The organism is Undibacterium sp. Jales W-56 (genome assembly GCF_025548535.1).
Taxonomy (GTDB): Bacteria; Pseudomonadota; Gammaproteobacteria; order Burkholderiales; family Burkholderiaceae_D; genus Undibacterium.
This window is the reverse complement of record NZ_JAJLQW010000006.1, coordinates 89950-113143: the sequence shown is the minus strand read 5'-3', so window position 1 is coordinate 113143 and position 23194 is coordinate 89950. Positions and strand designations below refer to the sequence as shown.

25 protein-coding genes are annotated in these 23194 nt (G+C 60.7%); 2 read left to right on the top strand and 23 right to left on the bottom strand.

Annotated elements, in window-relative coordinates:
• Positions 1 to 78: 78 nt before the first annotated feature.
• The 13 genes from LPB67_RS16040 to LPB67_RS15980 all read right to left on the bottom strand — a co-directional run bounded on the left by LPB67_RS16040 (position 79) and on the right by LPB67_RS15980 (position 11632).
• On the bottom strand, positions 79 to 693 hold the full coding sequence (locus LPB67_RS16040; RefSeq protein WP_262838298.1) for an SIS domain-containing protein: 615 nt from the start codon (positions 691 to 693) through the stop codon (positions 79 to 81).
• A gap of 100 nt (positions 694 to 793) precedes the next feature.
• Positions 794 to 1081: a hypothetical protein gene (locus LPB67_RS16035; RefSeq protein ID WP_262838297.1), complete on the bottom strand. Its 288-nt coding sequence runs from the start codon at positions 1079 to 1081 to the stop codon at positions 794 to 796.
• Positions 1081 to 1425 carry a four-helix bundle copper-binding protein gene (locus LPB67_RS16030; RefSeq protein ID WP_262838296.1) on the bottom strand — a complete coding sequence of 115 codons (345 nt, stop codon included), beginning with the start codon at positions 1423 to 1425 and terminating at the stop codon, positions 1081 to 1083. Before LPB67_RS16030 ends, LPB67_RS16035 begins: the two co-directional genes overlap by 1 nt.
• Positions 1426 to 1766: 341 nt before the next feature.
• Positions 1767 to 3089: a hypothetical protein gene (locus tag LPB67_RS16025; RefSeq protein ID WP_262838295.1), complete on the bottom strand. Its 1323-nt coding sequence runs from the start codon at positions 3087 to 3089 to the stop codon at positions 1767 to 1769.
• On the bottom strand, positions 3076 to 5460 hold the full coding sequence (locus tag LPB67_RS16020) for a heavy metal translocating P-type ATPase (protein ID WP_262838294.1): 2385 nt from the start codon (positions 5458 to 5460) through the stop codon (positions 3076 to 3078). The genes LPB67_RS16025 and LPB67_RS16020 overlap by 14 nt, the downstream gene beginning before the upstream one ends.
• 74 nt (positions 5461 to 5534) lie before the next feature.
• On the bottom strand, positions 5535 to 5975 hold the full coding sequence (locus LPB67_RS16015; RefSeq protein ID WP_262838293.1) for a YybH family protein: 441 nt from the start codon (positions 5973 to 5975) through the stop codon (positions 5535 to 5537).
• A 41-nt stretch (positions 5976 to 6016) separates the two neighbouring features.
• Positions 6017 to 6946 carry a copper resistance D family protein gene (locus LPB67_RS16010; protein ID WP_262838292.1) on the bottom strand — a complete coding sequence of 310 codons (930 nt, stop codon included), beginning with the start codon at positions 6944 to 6946 and terminating at the stop codon, positions 6017 to 6019.
• A 1-nt stretch (position 6947) separates the two neighbouring features.
• Positions 6948 to 7313 carry a copper homeostasis periplasmic binding protein CopC gene (copC, locus tag LPB67_RS16005; protein WP_262838291.1) on the bottom strand — a complete coding sequence of 122 codons (366 nt, stop codon included), beginning with the start codon at positions 7311 to 7313 and terminating at the stop codon, positions 6948 to 6950.
• Between the two features lie 72 nt (positions 7314 to 7385).
• Positions 7386 to 7736, bottom strand: coding sequence for a copper-binding protein (locus LPB67_RS16000; RefSeq protein WP_262838290.1), 351 nt, complete (start codon positions 7734 to 7736; stop codon positions 7386 to 7388).
• A gap of 36 nt (positions 7737 to 7772) precedes the next feature.
• Entirely contained in the window at positions 7773 to 9152 is a 1380-nt protein-coding gene (locus LPB67_RS15995; protein ID WP_262838289.1) for a multicopper oxidase family protein, read from the bottom strand.
• On the bottom strand, positions 9149 to 10549 hold the full coding sequence (locus LPB67_RS15990) for a TolC family protein (protein ID WP_262838288.1): 1401 nt from the start codon (positions 10547 to 10549) through the stop codon (positions 9149 to 9151). The genes LPB67_RS15995 and LPB67_RS15990 overlap by 4 nt, the downstream gene beginning before the upstream one ends.
• The gene (locus LPB67_RS15985) at positions 10546 to 10944 is read right to left on the bottom strand and encodes a hypothetical protein (protein WP_262838287.1); all 399 of its coding nucleotides are present in this window, start codon (positions 10942 to 10944) and stop codon (positions 10546 to 10548) included. The genes LPB67_RS15990 and LPB67_RS15985 overlap by 4 nt, the downstream gene beginning before the upstream one ends.
• Positions 10945 to 11215: 271 nt before the next feature.
• Complete coding sequence (locus LPB67_RS15980) at positions 11216 to 11632, bottom strand: hypothetical protein (RefSeq protein WP_262838286.1); 417 nt, start codon at positions 11630 to 11632, stop codon at positions 11216 to 11218.
• A gap of 170 nt (positions 11633 to 11802) precedes the next feature.
• Here LPB67_RS15980 and LPB67_RS15975 point away from each other — a divergent pair, with 170 nt between their 5' ends.
• Positions 11803 to 12954: an acyltransferase family protein gene (locus LPB67_RS15975; RefSeq protein WP_262838285.1), complete on the top strand. Its 1152-nt coding sequence runs from the start codon at positions 11803 to 11805 to the stop codon at positions 12952 to 12954.
• 70 nt (positions 12955 to 13024) lie between these two features.
• On the opposite strand, the gene LPB67_RS15970 is transcribed toward LPB67_RS15975, so the two are convergent.
• Positions 13025 to 13447 carry a hypothetical protein gene (locus tag LPB67_RS15970; protein WP_262838284.1) on the bottom strand — a complete coding sequence of 141 codons (423 nt, stop codon included), beginning with the start codon at positions 13445 to 13447 and terminating at the stop codon, positions 13025 to 13027.
• 52 nt (positions 13448 to 13499) lie between these two features.
• Here LPB67_RS15970 and LPB67_RS15965 point away from each other — a divergent pair, with 52 nt between their 5' ends.
• The gene (locus LPB67_RS15965; protein ID WP_262838283.1) at positions 13500 to 13901 is read left to right on the top strand and encodes a DUF305 domain-containing protein; all 402 of its coding nucleotides are present in this window, start codon (positions 13500 to 13502) and stop codon (positions 13899 to 13901) included.
• Between the two features lie 440 nt (positions 13902 to 14341).
• On the opposite strand, the gene LPB67_RS15960 is transcribed toward LPB67_RS15965, so the two are convergent.
• The 9 genes from LPB67_RS15960 to LPB67_RS15920 form a co-directional block, all read right to left on the bottom strand.
• Positions 14342 to 14713, bottom strand: a complete 372-nt coding sequence (locus tag LPB67_RS15960) for a hypothetical protein (protein WP_262838282.1) — start codon at positions 14711 to 14713, stop codon at positions 14342 to 14344.
• Positions 14710 to 17871, bottom strand: a complete 3162-nt coding sequence (locus tag LPB67_RS15955) for an efflux RND transporter permease subunit (RefSeq protein WP_262838281.1) — start codon at positions 17869 to 17871, stop codon at positions 14710 to 14712. The genes LPB67_RS15960 and LPB67_RS15955 overlap by 4 nt, the downstream gene beginning before the upstream one ends.
• Positions 17868 to 19457 (bottom strand): efflux RND transporter periplasmic adaptor subunit, encoded by a 1590-nt coding sequence (locus tag LPB67_RS15950; RefSeq protein WP_262838280.1) that lies wholly within the window; start codon positions 19455 to 19457, stop codon positions 17868 to 17870. Before LPB67_RS15950 ends, LPB67_RS15955 begins: the two co-directional genes overlap by 4 nt.
• Complete coding sequence (locus LPB67_RS15945; RefSeq protein ID WP_262838279.1) at positions 19454 to 20791, bottom strand: TolC family protein; 1338 nt, start codon at positions 20789 to 20791, stop codon at positions 19454 to 19456. The genes LPB67_RS15950 and LPB67_RS15945 overlap by 4 nt, the downstream gene beginning before the upstream one ends.
• 78 nt (positions 20792 to 20869) lie before the next feature.
• Positions 20870 to 21277, bottom strand: coding sequence for a hypothetical protein (locus LPB67_RS15940; RefSeq protein WP_262838278.1), 408 nt, complete (start codon positions 21275 to 21277; stop codon positions 20870 to 20872).
• Between the two features lie 251 nt (positions 21278 to 21528).
• Entirely contained in the window at positions 21529 to 21723 is a 195-nt protein-coding gene (locus LPB67_RS15935; protein ID WP_262838277.1) for a hypothetical protein, read from the bottom strand.
• 39 nt (positions 21724 to 21762) lie between these two features.
• On the bottom strand, positions 21763 to 22458 hold the full coding sequence (locus tag LPB67_RS15930; protein WP_262838276.1) for a cytochrome c biogenesis CcdA family protein: 696 nt from the start codon (positions 22456 to 22458) through the stop codon (positions 21763 to 21765).
• Entirely contained in the window at positions 22458 to 22721 is a 264-nt protein-coding gene (locus LPB67_RS15925) for a glutaredoxin (protein ID WP_262838275.1), read from the bottom strand. Before LPB67_RS15925 ends, LPB67_RS15930 begins: the two co-directional genes overlap by 1 nt.
• Positions 22714 to 23121 (bottom strand): heavy metal-responsive transcriptional regulator, encoded by a 408-nt coding sequence (locus tag LPB67_RS15920; RefSeq protein ID WP_262838274.1) that lies wholly within the window; start codon positions 23119 to 23121, stop codon positions 22714 to 22716. Before LPB67_RS15920 ends, LPB67_RS15925 begins: the two co-directional genes overlap by 8 nt.
• Positions 23122 to 23194: the final 73 nt, after the last annotated feature.

Here is a 23194-nt window from a genome sequence, read left to right as displayed (position 1 = left end):
CATATAAGTCGGCCATACCGGTTCTCGGATTCATCGTCCTGTTCACGCAAAAATATGTCGGGCATAACACGTGGTTTGCTAGTCAACAGCTGTGATTGTTGCCTCAGTTGTGTAGTTTTTTGGGCTGAGCACCCGTTCGACGAGTTCGATCATAATATGGATGATCTTGATATGCATTTCCTGAACGCGGTCCGCGAAGCGGCCAGCCGGCGCATCGATGCACACCTCGCTTAGCGCCACCAAGTCGCTGCCCGGCCGGCCGGTCAGCCCGATCACATGCATGCCGATCGCGCTGGCCGCCCGCGCGGCGTTGAGGACGGAGGGGCTTTTGCCACTGGTGCTGATCGCCAGCAGGACGTCGCCAGGGCGGCCGTGCGCTTCGATAAAGCGCGAGAAAATCTGGTCGTAGCCATAATCGTTAGCGACGCACGACATATAGCTCGGATCACTGATCGCGACAGCTGCCATGCCGGGGCGGTCGAGCCTGAAGCGCCCCGTGAACTCCTCAGCGAAGTGCATTGCATCGCACATGGACCCTCCGTTGCCGCAAGAGTAGGCGCGACCCGAATTTTCGAAGGCCGTGATGAGCAACTGCGCTGCCCGGGCGACCGCTTGCAGGGATTGCGGATCGTTGAGGAAAGCGTCGAGCGTCGCTTGCGCCTCGGTCAAGCTGGCTTTGATATGTTCGATCATTACGAACGTTTCTCCTCGAAGCATTTCATGGATTGTAGTCGGCACATTCAATTGGCCCGAGCGTCCCCAGTTTCGGCACGCGCAGGCCTAGTGAAATCAGCTACATGCGTTCGACATCACCGCTACCGCCGGCTGGCAGGGATTCCAACGAGTCACGGGGCGCCGACGATCCGGTCTCGACGTTGCCGCCTTGGCTTACATCGGCATTCGATTCCACATCGTGCCCGCCTGCGCGATCGGCCGCTTCGACGGAATTGTGTTTCGCTGGCGGTCCGGCAGTCTCCGTACCGGGCTGTGTGCTGCTCGGCACACCTGGACTGTCGCCGTTCGCTGCCGCAGGTTGTACGGTGGACGTGACTGGTTTCTTGGGGCGGCGTGTGCCGGCCATCAGATATCCGCCTCGTTGGCGTGCTTGTCGCATTCGACCGCACACTTTTCGCACGCTTGTTGGCAGAGCGCGCAATGTGCATGCTCCTTGGCGTGCATCGCGCATGCGGCCGCGCAGGTGCGGCAAATGTGGGCGCACAGACGGCAGAAATCCCCATGATGTTCCGAGCCGCGCGCCAGCGCATTCATCGTGGCCGTGCAAATGTCGGCGCAGTCGAGGTTGATCAGCGCGCAGTGGGCGTTGCCGTCGCGGATGTCGGCCGCGGCGCAGGCCTGGCTGGCGTGAATCGCTTCTTCGCATGCCTCGATGCAGGCATGCAGATTTCTCTGCTCTGTCGTCGTCATGAATTTCTCCTTCGGATGGGATGGAATGTGGTGGCAGATAATGCCGCAGGTCGATAGTAGCCCAGACGCAAAATAAGGTACGCCCGCCACGCGCGGCAGGGACCGATAGAAATCCCTACCGTGCCGTATAATGACCAAGACCGTTGTTGGCCTCATTCCAGCCACCTCCATGAACAGAACGTAGCAGCTTGCTAACATTCCGCTCGTTATACCACGCACACATGGGCCAGTCTGGCAGACCTTAGCTATGGCTGATCTTAGGTTGTATCACCAACTACCCAGTTGGCTTAGCGACCGATTTTTTTCGTTTTCGCCCTACTTAAACAGGCTGCGGTGCAAGGTCATGCCGTTTGCGCCACGTGGTAGACCGGCGCGAACCCGCCGCCTGGAGTGCGAAAGTTAGTCGTTTGGCCCTGGTACACTCTCGCAGCCGTCCACTGGACCTGGTTCGCATAAGCGTACATCCTTAGGTCGAACTTCAGTTTTTCGGGTGCATTGCGGCTACCGGCGACCCGCTCCCCCGGCGCCATTACCTGCTGTGCGACGTACTGACCACCGAGAATGTCCTGCCACACGCCCTTAGTGAGCTTGTCACCACGATAGGCGGCGCGCCCTCCGTAGCCAGAAGCGGGCTTGAAAAAGAGTTTGCGGCGGCTCTGCCAGAGCCGGTCGGCATCACCGGGAATGACCAGTTCGGTAGGCAACACGAAAGCGAGCAAAATTTCCTGTACAGATTTTGGGACGCCGAGCGATTTCAACTCGACCCGGCTACTGAGAATCCCAAGATTCCGTTTGTCGGCGTACAGCGCGTGCGCCTGCGGATGGGGTGTCAGGACAACCGCGCCGTCCAGGTACGCCTGCCGCAACTCGTCATGCCGCACATCATCGAGCATAAAGTCAGTGAGGCGGTTGTAGACCAAATCGATCGGCTCATTTCCATGCCAGAGCGTCCCATCGTGAAACCGCAGCGATGTCGGATCGGCGATGACGGCACGCACGCCGTGCCGCTCGAATAATTGCTTGAAGAGGATGAATTCCGGGTAGAGGTATTGTGATTCCGGCGCCGTATCGACAATGGCGATCGACCGCAACTGCCGTCCGCGTTTGCAACGCTCCCATTCGGCCAGGAACATGTCCATGATCGCAGCTTCAAATCTTGGGCCCGATTCCGCCGCCGTGGCGAGCTGGTCCGCGTTGATCGTGCAAGCCCGATGGGCCCGGGCCATCACTGCATTGAGCATGGCCCCGCCTGCGTTGGTATTTATTTCGATCAGCCCGATAGCGTCGCCGACCAGATGGAAGTCGTATCCGAAGAATACACCGCCCGCGCCGCCCGGATCGTGACGCGCAATCGGCGCGGCCGACGACAATATCCGCTCCCGATAGGAGGACATGCCGATGACAAATTCGAGCGCCTTTACTACCGCTTCCATTTGTTGATGTTGCGACTCGGAGACAAAGACCGGCATTGCGGAAAATAGAAATGGACAGCGATCTTCGACAAGCGCCACCAAAGCCGGCGAACCGAGCTGCGCCTCAAGTGCCTGCCGCAAGGCATCGCGGTTTAAACTGACGCAATAGCATCCCGAGTTCATGCGCTGTTCGGGAAACGGCGCAGGAGAAGCGCCCGATTTCGTGGCTGCACAACCTTTAGCTTCGTTCATGACTGCTCCTGTTGGTCCTTGTGTTGGCATCGAAAGTGTCAGGCCTTTCAAGGCCGGCCCGTCGAAGCCGAAGCGCATTGGAGATCACCGACACCGAGCTGAGGCTCATGGCCAGCGCGGCCACCAGCGGCGAAAGTAGCTGGCCCGTAATCGGATAAAGCAGGCCGGCCGCCAACGGTATACCCAAGGCGTTGTAGAAGAAAGCGAACCCCAGGTTCTGGCGCATGTTGCGAACGGTATCGAGCGACAGGGTGCGGGCCCGGGCGATCGCCAGCAGGTCGCCCTTGACCAGTGTCAGATGGGCGCTGTTGATCGCCACGTCGGTCCCGGTGCCCATGGCAATGCCGACATTGGCCTTCGCCAGCGCCGGCGCGTCGTTGATGCCGTCGCCGGCCATCGCCACCACCTTGCCAGCGAGCTGAAGACGCTCCACCAGGGCCAGCTTGTCCGCCGGTTTGACTTCGCCATACACTTCGTCGATGCCCAGGCGCTGGGCGACCGCCTTCGCTGTCGTCGCGCCGTCGCCGGTCGCCATGATCACGGTCAATCCTGCACTGCGCAGCGCGTCGAGCGCCGCGCGGCTGCTCGCCTTGATCGGATCGGCCACTGCGATCAGACCGGCCAGTGCGCCATTCGTGGCTAGATACATCACGCTGGCGCCTTGTGAGCGCAATTCCTCGGCTTGGGACGCGAGGTCGCTCCCGTCGATGCCATCCTCGGTCATCAAGGCCGAATTGCCAAGGGCGATCTGCTGGCCGCCAAGCGTGCCGCGCACGCCGATGCCACTGGACGATTCAAAAGCCGACGGCTTTTCGAGCGCAAGACCGCGCTTGAGCGCTTCGTCGACAATGGAGCGCGCAAGGGGGTGCTCGCTGGCCTGGTCGATACTTGCGGCGATGCGCAGCACGTCCGCTTCCGAAAAGCCGGGAGCCGAGACGATACGATCGAACCTGGGTCGCCCTTCCGTGAGCGTGCCGGTCTTATCGACAATTAAGGTGTCGACCTTGCACAAACCTTCGATTGCTGCCGCGTCGCGAAACAGGATACCCTGGGTGGCGGCCCGACCGGTCGCGGCCATGATGGACATCGGCGTCGCCAGGCCCAAGGCACACGGGCAGGCGATGATCAGGACGGCTACGGCGTTGACAAAGCCATATACCCAGCTCGGCTGCGGACCAAACAGTCCCCAGACAAGCAACGTCAGCACGGCGATCGCCATGACCACCATGACGAAATAGCCCGCAACGACGTCCGCCAGACGCTGCATGGGAGCGCGCGAACGCTGGGCCTGCGCCACCATCTGGACAATCTGCGCCAACATGGTCTGCGAACCGATCTTGTCGGCCCTGACGATCAAGGCGCCGCTGGCATTGATGGTCGCGCCGATGACCTTGTCCCCAGGGCGTTTGGTGACCGGTAGCGGTTCGCCCGTCAGCATCGACTCGTCGAGCGCGCTCTCGCCATCGGTCACGGTGCCGTCGACCGGCACCTTCTCGCCCGGCCGCACGCGCACGGTGTCTCCCACGTGGATGTGCGTGAGCGGTACATCTTCTTCGCTACCGTCCGGCCGGATGCGGCGGGCTGTCTTGGGCGCCAGCTGCATCAGCGATTTGATGGCGGCGGAAGTCTGCGAGCGCGCGCGCAGCTCCAGTATCTGGCCCAGCAACGTGAGCGAGACGATAACGGCAGCGGCCTCGTAGTACACGCCTACGCGGCCCGCATGGGTGGCAAATGAAGGCGGAAACAAGCCGGGAGCAAAGGTGGCGACCAGGCTGTAGCCAAACGCGGCCGCGACGCCGGCGCCTATCAGTGTCCACATGTTCGGGCTGCGATTGCCGATCGACTGGCCGAAGCGATGGAAGAACGGCCACCCGGCCCACAATACAACAGGGGTGCTCAGGGCCAGCTCGATCAGGTTCTGGCGTGGAAGGCCGGCTGGGAGCCACATGTGCCCGAACATGGCCAGCGCAAACACCGCTCCTGATAATGGAAGCGTTGACCAGAACCGCCGTCTGAAATCATTCAATTCGGGGTTGTCTTCTGCATCCAGTGAAGGCATCAGCGGTTCCAGCGCCATCCCGCAGATCGGACAGTTCCCGGGAGCTGGCTGGCGGATCTCGGGGTGCATCGGACAGGTATAAATCGTGCCTTCCGCCGCTGGTAGATATGTAGCCGATGCCTTCGGTTCAAGGTAGCGTGCTGGATCGGCGCGGAATTTTGCCACGCAGCCGGAACTGCAGAAATAGTAGTGGTGACCAGCGTGCGCCAGATGTTTGTCTGGCTTTGCCGCGACGGTCATGCCGCATACCGGATCCACATGGGTTCCCGGGGCGCCACCATGGTCGTGTGTCGAATGCGATTTGCTGTCCATATCTTCCTTCGTTTTGACTGCTGGTCGATGTCACGATCCTTCCAAAACGCGGCCCCTACCGGGGCCGCGTGCGATCACTTCCCCTTGCGCGACGACCAATGCACGTGCGTGATGCGCCATTGGCCATCCACGTTTTCGAGAAGCGCCGTTTCGGTACCGTAGGAAGTCCCAGGCTTGGAACCGGACGCCGTCGTGGTTTCGGTCTCTTCCCAAATGACGGCCAGATTGCCTTCGACCTTTTCGGAGTGCTTGCGCACTTTACGCGTGGAGGTCTTGGCAAAAGCGATATCGCCGGCGAGATGATGGCTGGCGTATTCCTCGCGCGACGACTCCACGTGGCCAGCCTCGTAAATGGCCACTGACGGCGAAAGGAGCGCGAGCGCTTTCGTGCGGTCGCCACTGGCAAGTGCGGCGTAGAAACTGGAAAGTGCATCGTTGGGTGCGGATGCTGGCGCCGCCGATACTTGGACGGAAATGGTGGCGATCAGCAGGGACAGAACAACTCGATATTGCATATTCGTACTCCTTGTGGTGATGAATGGGTGAAAGAAATGGGTCATGCCGCGGTCGGCGGCGATGTCGCGCTAAGGAGGGCGGCCGCGACCAGTACGCCCAGCAGCAACACTGCTTCCACACGCAGGACGAGCGTGAATGTCCGCCAAGGATCCATGGTTGCGCTGTTGCCGCGCAGGCCGGCGAGAAGCGGCGGCATGGCGACAAAGCGGTTGAAGCCCCCCAACATGACCGCGACGACGACCATGGCCACCTTCACCGACAGGACAGTGCCATACCGATTGCCCGACAGACCGTCCAGGCTGCCAAGGTTATGCCATGCACTGTATGCGCCCGTGGCGACAATGCCGGCAAGTGCGACTGTGGCTGAGGTGGACAGGTTCTCGATGTAGGCGGCTATCTCGCCCCGATCGTCCTGCTGCAAGGCAGCAGTTGGCCGCAGTGTTAGCATGCCCGCGATAGCGACTTCGCCGACCCACACGCTGATCAGGCACAGGTGGATCCAGTCCGCCGCCATGGTCAGATTGAAGTCGCCGTTCGCGGACGCGTGACTGACCATGCTGCGCGTGTAGAAAACCACCGCAAGCGCTGCGACGGCACTGGCGGTCAACGGAAATGCGCGTGCCGGCAGCGCCGCGAGAAGCGCCGCGGCGATCAGCGCGGCCATACCGATCGCCCAGGCCAGGCCAAAGTGGCTGCCGGTTAGCATCGCGCGCGTTGCCTCGCCAGCTTCGGTCACGGGGACTTCCGCCATAGACGCTGAAACAAGAAGGAGCAAGAGGCCCAGGGCCACCAGGGCGAGCGCGATCGCGCCCAGCCGTACGGGCCGCAGGTAGCGCAAACGCCTACTGGACCAGTTCGATGAACCGGTTGCCAACCACAGCGACGCCATCGTGGCGCCGACCGCTACTGCCATCGCCAGGTTAAGCAGGACCGTCGCGACCGTAATCGCCGTCTGGATGTCGCCGCCCATGCTATTTCACCTTGAAGTGGTATTCCCCCTTCGCCTTGTGGCCGTCGTGGGTCATTGTCGACCAGCGGACCAGGTATTGCCCCGGAGTCAGTGCCGGGACTTGCGCCGACATGACTTTGGCATCCTTGCTGTCGACTACTGCCTTGGGCAGCTTCACGGGCGAGTTCTTCGCGTCAAGCAGCTCGATCTTGCTGAACGCCGGCTCCAGTTTTTCGTTGAAGTGCAGCCGGACGGACGTCGGTGCCGCGGCCAGCTCGCTGTCGGCTTTCGGCTCGGATGCTTCAATTTTCGCATGGGCCTGCGCCAACGTCGCCGTCAGACTGCCGAGGCCCAGCGCGATGGCGACAATAATGTTTTTGGTGGTCATGTTTTATTCTCCTGTTGTGATGTTCTGATCCTGGGCGCGTCCGGCGCTCGTGGCCGGACCACCTGTCATTGCTTACTTTGAAGGTTCCAACTGGGTCAAGGTCAAGCTGCCATTGACTTTTTCGGCAACAAAGTTGATCTTGTCTCCGACCTTGACCGTATCGAGCATCGCCGGATTCTTTACCTTGAACACCATCGTCATCCCCGGCATATCCAGGTTGCGCAGCGGGCCATGTTTGATGGTGATCTTGCCGGCTGGCTTATCGACCTTTTTCACTTCGCCTTCCGATAGTTCAGCGGTGGTCGCGCTGGCGGCTGCGACAGCGTGCTTGTCGTCGTGGCCTTCATGGGCCGTCGCGGCGCTTGGCAAGGTCACGGCGCACAGCAAGGCTGCGGTAGCGATCATCGAATTCAAATAGTTCATGGTGTCTCCTTTGGGTGGTTTGCAATCGGTGGTGATTCAATGGCCACTGTGGCCACTGCTCTTCTTTACATTCATTATCTTTTCGCCGGCCTGGGTGGAAGCGGGCCGGTCGGGCGCGCTCGGCGCCGTCGGCATGTCCCCGGTCCACTCCACTGCCAACGTGCCCTTTGGATGCCGGTACCAGCCGGGATCCTTGTAATCGTTCCGGGCGAGGCCCTCGCGTACCTTGAGCAGCGTGAACATCCCACCCATATCGATCCGGTCGAACGGGCCGTCTCCGGACATCATCGGCAAGGTGTTCTCGGGGAGCGGCATTTCCATTCCCCCCATCGAGCCCCCCTTGTCGCCCATGACCATATAGTCGGGGACCAGGTCGTTGATCGTTTTCGCGACGCCGCGCTGGTCGACGCCGATCATCGTGGGGACCGAATGGCCCATCGCATTCATGGTGTGATGCGACTTGTGGCAGTGAAAAGCCCAGTCGCCCGGGTTGTCGGCAAGGAATTCGATCGCCCGCATTTGCCCGACACCAATATCCGTCGTCACTTCCGGCCAGCGCGCCGACGGCCGCACCCATCCGCCATCAGTGCCGGTGACCTCGAAGCGGTGCCCGTGGACATGCAAGGGGTGGTTGGTCATGCTGAGGTTGCCGGCGCGGATGCGCACCCGGTCGCCCTTGCGCACGACCATGGGGTCGATTGCCGGAAAAACGCGGCTGTTGAAGGTCCACAGGTTCTGGTCAAGCATCGTATTGACTCGTGGTGTATAGCTGCCGGGTTCGATATCGTAGGCATTGAGCAGGAAGACAAAGTCGCGGTCGACCGCGTGTTCCGCAGGATTTTTCGGGTGGGTGACCCAAAATCCCATCATGCCCATCGCCATCTGGACCATCTCGTCGGCGTGCGGGTGGTACATGAACGTGCCGGCGTGGCGGGCCACGAATTCGTACATGAAAGTCTTGCCCGGTTGAATTCCCGGCTGGGTGACGCCGGTCACGCCATCCATCCCGTTGGGAAGGATCTGGCCGTGCCAGTGGATACTGGTGTGTTCAGGCAACTTGTTGGTGACAAAAATACGAATGCGATCGCCTTCGACCACCTCGATTGTCGGCCCAGGACTTTGACCGTTGTATCCCCACATGTTCGCCTTCATGCCTGGGGCGATCTCGCGCACGACCGGCTCGGCGACCAGATGGAATTCTTTCACCCCGTCTTTCATGCGCCATGGCAGCGACCAGCCATTCAAGGTCACGACAGGGTTGTAGGGGCGTCCGTTGGGCGGCATCAATGGCGCCATCGTGTTGGGCGACTGCTGGGTCGGCGCTTCGGGCAGCGAGGCTGCCGCGGCCTTGCCGACTGCGGCAGCTCCCGCGAGCAAGACGCCGGCACTGCCGATAAAATTTCTACGGTTGGTCATGGATTCGATCCTTTATTGGAGTCCGATGGGCTTGCCTGCAAACGCCCGCCAATGGCCGCCTCCAGGTCTGCCTGGGCAAGCCAGAACGTTTTCAGGGCGTCGATGTAGCTGCTGACGGCGCCGGCTTGCTCGCGCGAATCGGCCAGCAATTCGAAGACACTGACGAGCATGCCGTTGTAGCGGAGAAGCGTCTCGTCCGAGACTTTTTTTCTCAGCGGAATCACCTCGTCGCGATAGTGTTTCGCCAGGTCATAGGCGTTGCGATACCCGAGATAGCTCTCGCGTGCTTCGCTGCGCGCCTCGATTGCCCGCTGGGCGACCTTGTCCGCAGCCTGCATGTACACCGCTTCTGCCTGGGCGACCCGTGCCGTGCCCCAGTCAAACAGCGGGATTTCGACAGAAATTGCATAGCCCCGCGCACTCGGTTCGCCCGCGGTGCTGTTGCGAACGTAACCGAGGTCGAGCACATTGATGAAGCGCGTGGTTCTTGTCAAACCGAGGGACGCGGCAGTCTGGGCCGCCTCGATCTTGGCAGCCTGGATATCGAGGCGGTCGCGCATGGCGATGCGCTCCACGTTGTCAAGCACGACGGGCTCCATGGGTAGCTCCGGCAACCGGGTAGGCAGCTTGAACGCCGTGTCGTTTCCCCACAGTCCCATCAGCCGTGTCAGCTTTTCGCGCGCCATGGTCGCTTCCTGGGTGGCGCGCCCGACCCCGCCTGTCGTTTCAGCACGGAACGCCTGGGCGCGCGCCAGGTCCAGCTGGCTCGAATTGCCAGCCCGCGCCATCCGTGCCGTCATTTCCGCGCTCGCTTCGGCCGACCGGCTCACCTGGCGCGCATAGTCCAATCCCTGCGCGGCGGCGACCGCCTCGACATGGGCGCGCCGGACCTGGACGGCAAGAGCGAGCATCTGGTTCGCGACCATCAGGCGCGTGGCCTCGAAACGACGGCCTTCAATGCGCTTGGCCAACGGCGCAGTCAGCAGGCTGACGAGATTGAGTGTCAATGAGCGCTCGATCTCGACAACGCCGGCGCCGTGGGTGCGTTGAAAGGTGAATGACGGGTTTTGCAGCCGTCCAGCCTGGACCAAGTCGGCCTGGGCAATGCCAACGTCGAGATAGGTCGCTTGCAGGCCCCGATTGTTCAGCAAAGCGATCTGGACGGCGCCATCGGCCGTCAGTTCTTTATCCAGCGTATTGGCGATGATCGCATCAAGGGCGCGCCGGTCGGTTTCGCTTCGGATAACGTGCGCATCAGCTCCGAGTCTCGCCTTGGCAAGCTTGGATACATCGGCGAAGCCCCCGTCAGGCGACACTGTAGTACAACCGGCGATGAGCATCGCTGCCGACACCAGCGCCAAAATGGGGTATCGACGTCTTGAATTGCCTTTGCTCATTTCTTCTCCTTGTCGTCATGGACGGCATGCGGATCCGGCGCGGCCGGCGCCATGTTATGTCCGGCATGCGCATCCTTTGTCACCGGCGCGGGAGATGCTTGCTTGTCGGCGGGACGGGCCGATTTCCCATCGGCCCTGCGCACGCCGGCCGCAGGTTTTTCAGGGATATCCATCGGCATGGCGTGTCCTGCATGCGGATCGGCCGCCTTGGCTTTCGACATGGCGTGGCCGGCGTGAGGATCCTTGCTTGCCGATGCCTTTGAGGGCTGTTGTTCCTCGTCCGCGCCGCGGCCATCGCCTGCATCGGATCCGCCCATCGTCAGCGACATGGAGTCGAACGAAGCGACCGTGCGGTTTGCCTCTATCCAATGGTTGGCTGGCGACCCTTTATCCACGGATTCGGCCCTTTTAGGCGCGAGGAAGCTCTCGTAGGGCCTGGGAGCAACGCTGGCGGCTGGGTCGGCGGGATCCGGCCGGGCCGGAGCCGGGCCTGTGCCGGGTTCGCCGGCTAAAGTAACGCTGGCGACGAGCGCAGCGAGGCTGGGTAAATGCCTTGCAAATGGTTTCATGACTTCCTCGATGAGACGGCGCCGTCCTCACACCGCTATCGTGGTCAAGGTCGGGCAATGGTTTGGCCGCTCGTGGTAAAGCGAACGGTTCGGCCTGTCAAATCAGGGAAGTTTGTGGAGGACGTTCGGGGAGGTCGAGATCGACGGCGGCAATAAAGGCCAGGTCGAATGGAATGGTGGAAAACTGCTGCACACCGAAGTGCAGGCGTTCAATCTCATGCGAGGCAATTGCCATTCCAACATGGCAAAGCGCGCAGGAGCTGCACTTCATGCTGGTCTGGTGGCCCGACTTTTTGGCGCCGGGATCGTCGCCTTGCTGCGCCGCCATCTGCGCACAGTGCGCCGCTGGAGCTGCTTCCGCTTCTGATCCTGCGGCGCCGGCATGTGCCGGGGCGGCCCGCTCGAACTCGGCGATCGGTGTCGATGAAAATGGCGCGCACACGAGCATGGTTGCCGAAGCGAAGCCCTGGAAGGGCACCGCCAGCAACAACAGCCAGACGAGCAATGTTTTCATTAACGTTTTCACCGCCCGATTTTAGCACAGCGCTTTTTTGTCGCGTTTGACGCGCACGGTTGGGCAATTCCGCCGGGTCCCCGGGCCTGGCTTGACCACTGTCAGCGAGCGAATCGGCCGCGGGCCTACGATCAGGCAAGCGCACCCGCATTCGACTAATTGAGGCCAACATGATCCAGATAAACAAGCTTTCGCGCACCAATCTGAACGATGACTATCTCCACTCGTTCCTGATTTCGCTGCTACGCGCACTGGCGGCGCTCGAGGTTGCATTGGCCCATCTACGCGCCCAGCTATACCCCGGCTATGGAACGATCGCTGCGCCGACTGTCGCGTTTCAGGGGGTGGCGTTTTTTACCGGCTTCGCCCATCAGGCAGTGGTGGTGTTTTTTCTTCTCAGCGGCTGGCTGGTCGGCGGCAGCCTGCTGAACAAATCGGGGCGCGCAGGCGCGTTCCGCGACTACGCCATTGATCGCGTGACCCGGCTCTGGATCGTACTCATTCCGGTTTTTGTGTTGACACTCGGAGTGGGCATGGTGACCGCGAAGATCGACCCGGGTGCCTTGAGCTTTGTTCCCGGCAACGAATACTCGGCCACTGCATTCCTGGGCAATCTCGCCGGCCTTCAGAAAATTGCCGTGCCTACATTTGGCGGCAATTTCCCGCTCTGGAGCTTGTCGAACGAGAGTTGGTATTACATTCTCTTCCCACTGCTCGTCATCACGCTTGGATCGAGTTCCACGCAGTCGCGCGTCAGCGCGCTGATGGCCGCGCTCTCGCTAACCTGGCTCCTGCCGGGGCCGCTCATGCTGTATTTTTCAATCTGGCTGCTGGGCGTTGCCGGTTCGCGGATCGATATTCGCACGACGCCGACGGTCAGAGCAATCTTGTTCCTCGTGTTTGCCGGGGTGGCGGTGTACTTCCGTGTGCACGACAAGAATCCCGACATGAACTACCAATCATTCCCTCATGACTTATTGTTCAGCGTCGCCTTCATTGTTTTCCTGGCAAGTACGCAGGTCCGCCTGACCCCGGGACGAGTTGTTGCAAAATTAAAAGGCGTAGCCAAACACTTTGCCGATTTTTCCTTCACTCTCTACGTCATCCATGTGCCGTTGATTACCGTTGTCACCGCTCTCGTTCCCTATCTTGCCCATAACAAGGTGGTACCGAACGACCCGATCCACTTGCTGTCATTTCTGGGCATCTACGTCGCCATCGTCATTGCTGCCTACTATTTTCATCGTCCCTTCGAGGCCAATACTGGGCGCTTGCGCGCATACTTGAAGTCAACCAGCGTGCCGGTCAGATCCTCTGTTTGACGTCGGTTCGCGCCAATGTGTGTGACCGAACGGTCGCGGTGTCATTTCCATGTTCAACTTCATGATGGTCTCACGGCCATTTCATTTTGAAACGGAGGTCAATATGACGCACCATACCCTGACAAGTGAAATGCAGATCTGCATCGATGCTTGTACAGAATGCCACGCAACTTGTCTTCAAACCGCGATGACCCACTGCCTCGAAATCGGGGGCGCGCATCTTGAGCCGGAGCATATGCGTTTGATGATCAATTGCGCCGAGCTGTGCCAGACGTCGGCCAATTTTATGTTGAGCAATTCTCCACTGCACGCCGCCGTTTGCGCGGCGTGCGCCCAGGTGTGCGATGCGTGCGCCGCGAGCTGCGAGCGTATCGGAGACATGGAACACTGTGCCGAGATCTGCCGGCGCTGCGCCGCGTCCTGCGCAGCCATGGGGGCCATGGCAAGACCTGCGACGGGCGCCAGCACTGCTACCCATGCGGCGCACTAGCATTGAATGCTTTGCCCTGCACAGCCAATCGAGTATTACTCAACTTGGAGACGCAATGAAAATGCCATTAATTTGGAAAAAAGCCGCTGTCGGCCTGGTCTGCAGCGCCGTACTGATATCCCCCGTCGCGGTGTCTGCCCAGGCAGCCGCCCCGGCACCCCATGCCCATACGACAGCGCCCGGCGGCGAAACCGCGACCGCGCCGGATTTTATGGCCGCGATGTCGAAAATGCAGTCCGAGATGCAGGCGATGAAGATGTCGGGCGACACCGACCACGATTTTGCCATGATGATGCGCAGCCACCACCAGGGCGCCATCGACATGGCAAAAATGGAACTTGCGCGGGGCACAGACAAGCAGCTGAAACAGATGGCGCAAAAGATGGTGACCGAGCAGACCAAGGAGATTGCAACGCTCGACAAGTGGATGGCACAGCATTCCAATATGAAGAAATAACAAGTCTGCCGAAGGCTGATTGCGCGGCGCAACGCCCTCCTGCGCCGCCCCCGCAGCCATCGGCGTAGAGCATTGTGGCCCGCGCCGGTCAGTGGGGCCAAAGGATGATATCCTCCGCTTCGAGCTATACAAAATAGCCGAACTCTCAATCCGAATGGCGCTGTAAAACCATCCCGTACAACCCGCCTCGTCGCAGTTATATTCGCCGTGATTCGCTTGCTGTTCACGCAATTGGCGCTGGCGGCCTTTTGCCCGGGCATACCGGAAATGGCGTCGGCGAGCAGGAGCATGCAGGCGATACGAGGCTGCGATTGCCGGGACATGGAACATCCGGCCCTGTGTTACCCACACGCCCGCGACCAGCTCGGAAAGATTGTTCTAAAAGAATTCATGGCGACACCTCGTAGTCAAATCGGGTTCTGAAAAATGTGGTCGAGGATCTAGTTTCGCCAACAACAATAAAGCAGGCGCAGCGCCACCATTGGCGCCGATGCCATCCTCAGTGCGGAGGAAAAGGCAAGGATGTCGACATCGAGCCGGTACTCGACTGCGGCACATTCCACGTCCAGTCGGTCCGGCGTTCTCGATGCGCGAACTGGAACGGGCGGCGCCAGGCAGCAGAAGGCGTAGGATTGGCAATCGATTTCCGGCGTATCGCGCGACGCCCCTGTGACTTGGCGCGCGCCACGCATTTCCATTTGATCCGACAGACCTTGAGCAACGCTGGTCTGCGGCGTGCCGGCCAGCAGGAGCAGTCCCTGCAGGAAAACCATGATGTATCTCGCGGTACGTGACGCGGCGATGTGCTTCATGGCTGATCGCTCCCAGTCGTCGTGGCGGCTGCAGCGCGGATCGACCGGCGCCGGATCAGCAGATAGACTGCCGGTACCACGAACATCGACAACAAGGGCGCGGTGATCATGCCTCCCACCATCGGCGCCGCGATGCGCTGCATGACTTCCGATCCGGTGCCGGTGCCGATCATGACCGGAATCAGGCCGGCGATGATCACGGCCACCGTCATCGCCTTCGGCCGAACCCGCAATACCGCGCCCTCGCGTATGGCGTCAAGAAGATCGGCCTCGCTCGGCGCGCCTTTTGCTTGCCTCGCTTCCCACGCATGCTTGAGGTAAAGCAGCATGATGACGCCGAATTCCGCCGACACGCCCGCCAGGGCGATGAAGCCGACGCCGCTTGCTACCGACAGGTTATGGCCGAGTGCCCACAGAAGCCAGATGCCGCCAGCCAGCGCGAACGGCAAGGTCGCCATGATCAACGCCGCTTCATCGACACGCGTGAAGGTCAGGTAGAGCAGTACGAAGATGATGAGCAGCGTCGCAGGAACGACGATCTTGAGCTTTGCCGTCGCGCGTTCCAGGTATTCGAACTGGCCCGACCAGGACACGGAATAGCCGGCCGGCAGCTTCACTTCCTTGGCGACGACCTGCTGCATCTCGTGCACGGCCGAGCTGAGGTCACGGTCACGGATGTCGACATACACCCAACCCGACAGCCGCGCATTCTCGCTCTTGAGCATGGGAGGGCCATCGTTGATCCGGATTGTGGCGACGTCGCCAAGCCGTATCTGGGCGCCGCGTTCGGTCAACACTGGAAGTTCGCGCAGTTTCTCGACCGAGTCGCGTACCTCGCGCGGGTAGCGCACGTTGATCGGAAAGCGCTGCAAGCCTTCCACCGTCTCTCCGATGTTGTCGCCACCGATCGCGCTCGAGACGATGCTCTGCACATCGGCGATATTCAGGCCGTACCGCGCCGCGCCATCTCGATCGATATGGATATCGACGTATCGCCCTCCGTTGAGACGCTCGGCCAGCGCTGATGACACGCCGGGAACGCCCTTGATGACGCGCTCGATCTCGCCAGTGATGCGGTCAATCTCTTGCAGACTGGTGCCGGCCACCTTGACGCCGACCGGACTCTTGATCCCGGTGGCAAGCATATCGATGCGGTTGCGGATCGGCGGCACCCAGATATTGGATAGCCCCGGCACCTTAACGATGCGGTCGAGCTCATCGACCAGCTTGTCCGTGGTCATGCCCGCCCGCCATTGGTCGCGCGGCTTGAACTGGATCGTCGTCTCGAACATTTCGAGAGGCGCCGGATCGGTGGCCGATTCGGCCCGGCCGGCCTTACCAAACACGCTTTGCACCTCAGGCACCGTCTTGATCAGGCGATCCGTCTGTTGCAGCAGTTCAGCTACCTTGCCGGCGCCCACACCCGGCAAAGCGGAGGGCATATACAGCAAATCGCCCTCATCGAGAGGCGGCATGAATTCGCCGCCTAGGCGCGACATAGGCCAGATGGTGACGATCGCAATCAATCCGGCAGCGACCAGGGTGGACTTTGGCCAGCGCAACACAATTTCCAGCAGCGGGCGGTAGAGCGCGATCAGCAGCCGGTTCAGCGGATTTTTCTGCTCGGCGGGAATGCGTCCCCGGATCAGGTAGCCCATCAACACCGGGATCAATGTGACGGCCAGGCCGGCCGCCGCCGCCATGGCGTAGGTCTTGGTGAAGGCAAGGGGGGCGAACAGGCGGCCCTCCTGTGCTTCGAGCGTGAACACCGGGATGAAGGACAGTACGATGATGAGCAGCGAGAAGAACAGCGCCGGGCCGACCTCGGCCGCAGCATCGCCGATCACGGCCCAGTGCGCATCGCCGCTCAACTTTTTGCCAGGGTTGGCGTGATTCCAGGCCTCGATATGCTTGTGGGCGTTCTCAATCATCACGACCGCCGCGTCGACCATGGCGCCAATCGCGATCGCGATCCCGCCCAGCGACATGATGTTGGCGTTGATGCCCTGATACGACATCACAATGTAGGCGATCAGTATACCCAGCGGCAGCGACACGATCGCCACCAATGCCGACCGAATGTGAAACAGGAAGATTGCGCAGACCAGCGCGACGACGATGAATTCCTCGATCAGCTTGTGCTCGAGGTTGTCGACCGCGCGCTTGATCAGGTTGGAACGGTCATACACCGGAACGATCTCGACGCCTGCCGGCAAGCTCGACTTCAGCTTGGCGAGTTTGGCCTTGACGGCATCGATGGTTTCGAGTGCGTTTTTGCCGGATCGCATGACGATCACGCCGCCCGCGACCTCGCCTTCGCCGTTGAGGTCAGCGATCCCGCGGCGCATCTCCGGTCCAAGCTGGATGCGGGCGACGTCGCCCAATCGCACCGACACTCCGGCGTCTGTGGTCATGAGCGGAATTTTTCGGAAATCGTCGAGCGACTGCAGGTAACCCGAGGCCCTGACCATGTATTCGGCTTCGCCCAATTCGAGCACCGAACCGCCCGTTTCTTGATTGGCGCGCTGCACCGCCTCGATCACTTTGCCATGGGGGATGGAGTAGGCGCGCAGCTTGTCGGGGTCGAGCACGATTTGGTACTGGCGTACCATGCCGCCAACGCTGGCCACCTCGGACACGTTGGGCACTGCCTTGAGTTCGAATTTCAGGAACCAGTCCTGGAATGCGCGCAGCTGCGACAAGTCCAGCTTGCCGCTGCGGTCCACCAGCGCATATTCGTAGATCCAGCCCACGCCGGTCGCATCCGGCCCGAGAGCCGTTTTCGCCTGCGCAGGCAGGCGTGATTGCACCTGGTTCAGGTACTCGAGCACGCGCGACCTGGCCCAGTAAGGGTCGGTCCCATCCTCGAACAGGATGTAGACGAAGGAGTCGCCGAAAAAGGAGTAACCGCGCACCGTTTTTGCCCCTGGCACTGAAAGCATCGTCGTCGTCAGCGGATAGGTCACCTGGTTCTCGACGATCTGTGGCGCCTGCCCTGGATAGGTCGTGCGGATAATGACCTGCACATCCGACAAATCCGGGATCGCATCGAGCGGAGTGCGCGCGAGTGACCATATTCCCCAAGCGGTAATGAAAACGGTTGCCAGCAAGACCAGGAAACGGTTCGCGATCGACCAGCGGATCAGTTTCGCGATCATTTCTTGTCTCCAGCCGCCGGCTTAGGCATCTTCATATCGCCCTTCATGGAATCAGTCATGGGCTTGTTGCCAACGGAGGGCGCATCTGCGGTCGGCGAAATCGCGGCGATTTCAAAACTGCCATCCTTGCGCTGCTTGATGTCGAACGCGACCTGATCGCCCGTGCTGACATTGCGCGGCAGCCCTGCGGGCGGAAGCTTGAATGGCATCGTCATCGGCCCCCACTGCAGGGACGCTATCGGGCCGTGCGAAATTGTGATGTCGTCCTTGCCGATCTGTTCGACCTTGCCTTGGCCGTGATGGAGCGCGGCCGCTTTATCTTGCTCTGGTGCTTGAACATCCGTCATGCGCGTCGCCGTCCCCCTCAAACTCGCCTCGGAGTCGACCAGGAACTGACCCGATACGACGACCTTCTGGCCAGCTGCCAGGCCCTTGCGGATCTCGGTCAAACCATCGCCTTCGCCCCCGAGCTCGACGTCGACTGGCATGAATTTGCCGCCATCTTGCGCGAGCATGACGACGCTGCGCGTGCCCGTCTGTATGACGGCCTCCGACGGCACCAGCAGCACCTCGGCGCCGGCGCTGGGCGCAAACGTGAGTGCGGCGAACATACCAGGCACCAACTGCCCATTCGGGTTAGCCAGCTCGATACGGGCTTTGAGCGTGCGTGTCGCGGCATTGACCTCGGGCAAAATCGCGCCGACCTTGCCCTTGTAGACGGTGCCAGGCAGCGCTTGGGTGCGCGCTTCGACCACATCGCCGGGCCGAACCCTTGCTGCCACGTTCTCCGGTACTTCCGCATTCACCCAGACGGTGCCAAGCCCGTTGATACGAAACAGAGTCGCCCCAGCCATCACGGTCATCCCTTCACGGGCGCCGAGTTCCGCGACCACACCGCTGACGGGCGATGAAATTGTGATGCGGGGATTGACCTTGCCACTGGCTTCCACCAACCGAATCTGCCCGTCGGTCATGCCGACGAGCCGCATGCGCTGGCGGGCGCCGTCGACCAACGAAGCCGTGTCGGCGCCTTGCATACGCCGGGCAGCCAGGTATTCCTCCTGCGCCGCGACCCAGTCAGGTACGTACAATTCGGCCAAGGCCTGCCCTTTTTTTACTGGATCGAGCGGCGCACGCACGTACAGGCGCTCGACAAATCCATTGCTGCGCGCCTGCACCAGTGCCACGTCGCGCTCGTTATAGGCCACGCTTCCCACCGTAACCACGCGCGTCGACAATTTTCCGCTCGTGACCGCCGCCGTGCGCACCCCGAGATTCTGCTGCACGCGTGGGCTGATGGTGACCTTGCCGTCGTCGCCATCGTCTCCGCCGTACACGGGGACCAGTTGCATGTCCATGAAGGGGGATTTGCCCGGCTTGTCGAATTTTTGACCGGGAACCATCGGATCGTGCCAGTACAGCGGCTTCTTGGCGGCGCCGCCGCCAGCCGCGGCTCCGCCAGCCGCGGTCGCGTTGGCAGGCGACATGTCCTTCATGCCTTGCCGCACTCCAAATCGGTAGGCCGCGTATCCGCCGGCCGCAACGGCAACTGCAACGATCAGCGCGAAAATTTTCTTGTTCTTCATTTGGATTCCTGGTTGCTAGTCATGGCGGAATGCTGTGCGATTCCGTTTTCTGGAAAGAGGAAGTTGAGTTGTGCCCACAGCCGCGCCGTCTCCATTTGAAGTTGAAGCGCCTGCATGCGGACATCCGTCTCATTGCGTCTTGCTGCGAGCACCTCGGCCAATGTCGATTTTCCGCCCCGGTAAGCGGCCAGCATCGCCTGGCTGCGTTCGTCCGCCAGCGGTATCCATTCACGGACGTAGCGCGCAACCCGCTCCCGACCGTTCTGCCACTCGACAATCATGACGCGCGCTTCAGCGACATGATCGCGTAGCATCTCATCGCGCTCGGCCTTCGTTTGCTCGACCATGGCGAGCTTGGACGCAAGCTCGCGGTCTTGGCGGTTCTTCCGGTCCCACTGCAGCGGCACCGATATGCCAACCGACACCATGTTCGAATAGGCGGCACCGCGCTGCTGGAAGGCGACCTCCACACTCCAATCCGCGCGCCGGTTCGCTTGTGCCAGATTGGCTTCCGCCTGGGCGATGTCCTCTTGCCTGTTCATCACCGCGATCTGCGGGTGGTGAGCAAGGTCAGTGTCAAGCGTCGCAGGATCAAGGCGTATCTTGTCGATATTGGGCGCGCCCGCCAAGGCGACCTCGCCACTTGCACCGGTCCAGCGGGCCAGCATGGTTCGAGCGACGAGCAATCGACGACCGATCTCGCTCCTGCGGTCGTCCAGGGCGAGCAAAGCTGAACGGGCCGCAAGAATGTCGGCCTGGCTACCGCGTCCACCACGATAGGCCGCTTCGGCCGCTTCGATTTCTTGATGCGACAGGGCCGTCTGCGAAGAAACCACGGCGGCCATTTGCTCCGTGTAGTACAGGTCTAGCCATGCGATGGCGGTGTCGCGTTGGATCGATGCAAGGGTGACGTCTTTTTGTGCACTGGCCTTGTCCGCTTCGCGCTCGAGGCGTGCGGAACGCCAATGTCGTTTGTCGGCGCGCGTGAACTCCTGCGAAATGCCGACCCGACGCATCGTCATGAAGTCGTTGCCAAGACTTAAGCGATCTGGACCGCTGACGGGCAAGTTGTCGACACCGACCTTGAGGATGGGATCGGGCAGTTGGCCGGCTGCGACCGCCATTTCGCGCGACGCAGCGCTTGCGTGATCCTGCGCCATCAGTTGGCGTGAGCGGGCAACCGCTTGCTGTTGGGCCTGGCCAAGCGTGAGCGCCACTGGCGCTGCCAGCGCAGCATGGGTGCCGACGATGAACGACAGCAATAACGCGGTCTTCGATATTGAACGAAGACGAAAAGCACACGCATTGAACTGCGTGGATAGCAGGGATGACATGTTACCTCCAGAGTGCGACGGACAACATCGCGCTCGCCGGCAGCGGCGATGCGATGACGAACTAGGCAGTCTGGAGAATTAAATGCGGAAACAGCAATTGCGGATGGCAATCGGCGGGGCGGTCGTTCGCGTTAACGCGATCGGCAGGTAAGGCTTTGCCTCCGGAATGGATGCAACGTCGAAAAACTGCAAATCCAATACGAGTGCAACAGGCACGAAAGGCTGTATATCGGGTACGGGTGTCTTTTCGAGGGACTGTTTGGACGGCTCACCATGCGCGTACAGATGGCAAAGCGTAGACTGGGCCGGATCCATACCTTCGCAATCCGGCATATCGGTCGCGACGGAATTTGCGGATTGACCGCCATTCGGACTTCCCGTCGACATACCCGGACACGCGTACGACGCCACAGCAAGCTGCATGAACAGCATGCTGAAGATCGCGACGATCGCCGTCAAGATACGTGATGAGCAGGAAATTTTCATGAAAAATTGGTATTAAACGTCCTTTTTTAGCCTACGTTGGATAAAGCGAACTGTCAAGGCGAGCGCGCTTTTCGTACGATCTTATATCGAGTGGGTCGGGCGGTGGTCTCCAATCCTTACGCAGTGTAGAGATTGCCATAGTGGGAAGGTCAAGGATTTTTTCCGATTTACTGGCAGCGCAATTGCATATCTAACAATTTGAATCTTGCCAATTTGGTCTACACGCATAGCTGGTCGCGAAACGAGTTCGTTCAGGATGGATCCCGCGGCCGCGATTTCGCAAATTTCAGCAAGGCCTGCTGAAGCTGGTTATCGTTCCCGTTGCGCTGTGCTATGAGCTCCAGCGCTCGCAGCAAATGCTCGGCAACGGCAAGGTCCTGTTCGAGACAGGCACGTTCGAACACTGCCAAAACGTGGTCTTCGAGAGTGCCCCTCGCGTTGCTCATGTCACACTCCGTCGGGTTGTCACGATTTGTTCCGCATCCTTATCCAGCCAGGGATGGAATCACAAAGAAATAGGCGTTAAGCATATAGAGTCCTGCCAGGATCAGGACGACCGCGCCCGTCACCTCAAACACCTTCTGGTAACGCCCCAGGATCCGGAATTCTTCCAGCCAGCCGATCGCCGCCGCCCCGATAAGGATCGGCACCGCGCGACCTAATGCGAAGGCCAGCAGCAGCGCGATGCCGTACCAGGGCGATCCGATTGACGCCGCAACACCCAACAGTATCAACAGCGCCGGCGTACAGAACGGACAGATAGCGACGGAGAATGGAATGCCGAGCAGGAAGGCGCCGAACGGGCCGGAGATCGGCTTGATGGCCACGCGCCACGTCGGCAACTTGATCTTGATCCACCCTGGCCACATCGCGCCGAGGATAATCAGCATCGGACCGGGCAAAAGTCCCCAGAAACGCCCTAGCAGCGACTGTACCCAACTGCCGCCAAGCCCGGCGATCAAGCCAAGGAAGGCGTGAACCACGAGCAACCCCAAAATGAACATGCCACCGTACAGCACGGCTCGCCTTTGTTCCTGCGCCTTGGTTACGTATGCCAGCGACACCGGAATTGCCGCGAACGCCACCGGGTTGAAACTGAAGACGAAGCCAGTCACGAAGCTGCCGCCAAGCGCGGCCGCGCTGGCCTGACTAACGCCCGCCTGCAGCGATTGTGCGTCCATCATGGTCCCGTCACGTATTTGACCAGTTCCGCATGGAGTTGCTGCGGGCTGGGAAGGGAGCTGAAGGCCAGCCTGCCGCCGACCGCAATCGCCGGTGCCGACAGGATGCCGATCTGGACCGCACGGTCGATGTTTTCCAGGAGGTTGCGTTCTTCCCACTTGCAGTTGTCGGGGCCGAACGACCGGACAACCTGCTCAAGCGCGCCAAGGCCGGAAAGGCATCGCTCGCAGCCGGGCAGCACGAACACATCGATGTCAATCATGCTCTTGGCCTTTCAGCGACGACAGAATCGTGCATTTGTCCACCGACTCGGCATCCACGGCGCAGCCAATAATCAAATGGTCGAGTGTGGCCGACATGGCCTGCAAGTCCCGAATCTTCGCTTCGAGCTGAAGCTTTTTCGTGACAGCCAGTTTGCGCACGTCGCTACAGCAAGACGAGTCGAGCGTCTGCAGCGTGAGCAACTGCTGAATTTCGGCCAGGCTGAAGCCACAATGCTGCGCTTGCTTGATAAAGTGCAGGCGCCGCACAGCGACGTCATCGTAGAGGCGATAGCCGGCGTCCGACTTCTGCTGGGGTGCGACCAAACCTTCCTTTTCGTAATAGCGAATGGCGTCGGTCGTCAGGCCGGATAATTCTGCGATCTTACCGATCGTTAACATGGCAATTCCTTGCATCGTTTAGCTGGTAGGACACGCCTTGGAGGCGCCTCAAAAGTCGAGCACGGCAGTGCCT